Origin of the sequence: Flavobacterium lotistagni (assembly GCF_011392125.1) — a bacterium.
GTDB lineage: Bacteria > Bacteroidota > Bacteroidia > Flavobacteriales > Flavobacteriaceae > Flavobacterium > Flavobacterium lotistagni.
Window position 1 is genome coordinate 1 of sequence record NZ_JAAJBU010000025.1, and the last position, 2,207, is coordinate 2,207.

Annotated in this window: 2 protein-coding genes; both read left to right on the forward strand. The window is 43.7% G+C overall.

Annotated features, from left to right (window positions below; genetic code table 11):
• The coding region (locus G4D82_RS14260; RefSeq protein ID WP_166337968.1) for a type IX secretion system membrane protein PorP/SprF at positions 1–297 on the forward strand (297 nt) is incomplete at its 5' end.
• 12 nt (positions 298–309) lie between these two features.
• Positions 310–2,207: OmpA family protein (locus G4D82_RS14265; RefSeq protein ID WP_166337969.1), on the forward strand; the 1,898-nt coding region annotated here is incomplete at its 3' end.

The following is a 2,207-nucleotide window of genomic DNA, read 5'->3' on the forward strand; positions in this document are numbered from 1 at the left end:
AACATCAAGTTCAAACCGGCTTTGCTTACCAAAATGGTTACCGGTTCGCCTTTACAAGTGGATGTTTCAGGAAATTTCATGTTCTATGACAAATTCGTCGTAGGTGCTGCCTACCGCTGGGATGCTGCAGTGAGCGCCTTGGCCGGATTCCAAATCACCGACGGACTGTATGTTGGTTACGGATACGATATGGAAACTACACGACTTAGAAAATACAACTCAGGTTCTCATGAAGTATTTCTTAGATTTGAGCTCTTTAACAACTATAACAAAATCGTATCTCCTAGATTCTTCTAAATCTGAAACATCATGAAAAATAAAGCCACACTACTGATTACTTTATTGAGTGTTTTAGCTTTCAATAGTTATGCTCAAAGTACTGCCGAGAAAAAGGGAGACAAGCAATATTCAAAGTACGCCTACATCGATGCTACCAAAACCTATGAGCGCATCGCTGAGAAAGGCTACAAATCGGCCGATATGTTCTTAAAACTCGGAAATTCCTATTACTTCAATGCCGATCTTCCAAAGGCGGCCAAGTGGTATACTGAGTTCTTCGCCATGAACCCTGAGGCGCAACCCGAGATTTACTTCCGTTATGCGCAAACTCTCAAATCTATTGGTGATTATAAAAAAGCAGACGAGGTCATGAAGCAATTCGATAAAGTAGCTGCTGATGACATGCGCGCCAAGAACTTCAAATCTAAGGAAGATTATATGGCTGAGATTAAAGCCAATTCGGGGCGTTACAACATCGAGGATGCCGGAATCAATTCTGAGTATTCCGATTACGGTAGTGCTTATTCCGGAACGCGTTTGGTTTTTACCTCTTCGCGTGATACCGGAAGCTTTGCCCAGAAAAAACACAAGTGGACCAACCAGTATTTCACTAGTTTATATGCCGCTGATGCTTCACCTGAAGGCGCTTTGATGGCTCCAGAGAAATTCGCCAAAAACGTCAACTCGAAGTTCCATGAAGCCACGCCGGTTTTTACCAAAGATGGCAATACCATGTATTTCACCCGAAACAATTTCAACAACGGCAAGAAAGGAAAAGATGCCAATAAAATCACTTTGCTCAAGATTTACAAAGCCACTTTAATTGACAACCGTTGGGATAAAGTCACCGAGCTGGCTTTTAACTCTGATGCTTATTCTTGTGCGCATCCGATGCTGAGCCCTGATGAGAAAACGCTATATTTTGCCTCGGATATGCCCGGCGGAAAAGGTCAGTCCGATCTTTGGAAAGCCGCTATCAATGGCGATGGTTCTCTGGGAACACCGGTGAATTTGGGTGATGTGATTAACACTGAAGGAAAAGAAACTTTCCCGATGCTCACCGACGAGAACGAACTCTATTTTGCCACCGACGGACATCCCGGACTCGGCGGATTGGATATCTTCATGGCGCAAGTCAAGCCCGACGGAACTTTTAAAAACCCTATCAATATTGGAGCGCCAGCCAACTCACCTCAAGATGATTTTGCTTATCTGATTGATACCAAAACGCGCAAAGGTTTCCTTTCTTCCAACCGTGAAGGCGGAAAAGGTTTCGACGATATTTACAAATTCCTAGAAACCAGAAAACTCATCTGCGAGCAAGAACTCTCCGGAATTGTAACTGATTTGGAAACCGGCGAAGTTTTAGCCAACACCAAAGTCACTTTGATGGATGAGAAATTCAACAAACTAGAAGAAGTAACTTCCGATGACAAAGGTTTCTACAAATTCAATTCGGTGGAATGTGGTAAAATCTACTACGTGCGTGCCGAGAAAGAAAAATACGAAACCAAAGAACAGCGCATCACTATCTCGAAAACTACCGGAAAAACCGATCTTCCGATACAGCTTGAGAAAACCGTTAAACCCGTTACCGTGGGCGACGATCTGGCCAAAGCTTTCGGAATCAAAATCATTTACTTTGACCTTGACAAATGGGATATCCGACCAGATGCAGCACTCGAACTGGAGAAAATTCTCGATGTCATGAAGCAATACCCGACCATGAAAATCGATGTACGCTCGCATACCGACAGCCGTGCTTCGTTCAAATACAACGAAAAACTTTCTGACAGAAGGGCCAAATCGACCATGGCTTGGCTAGTGAAAAACGGCGTAGATGCCGCTAGATTAACAGCAAAAGGTTACGGCGAGACAAAACTGGTCAACAAATGCGCCGATAACGTCAAATGTTCGGAAGAAGAACA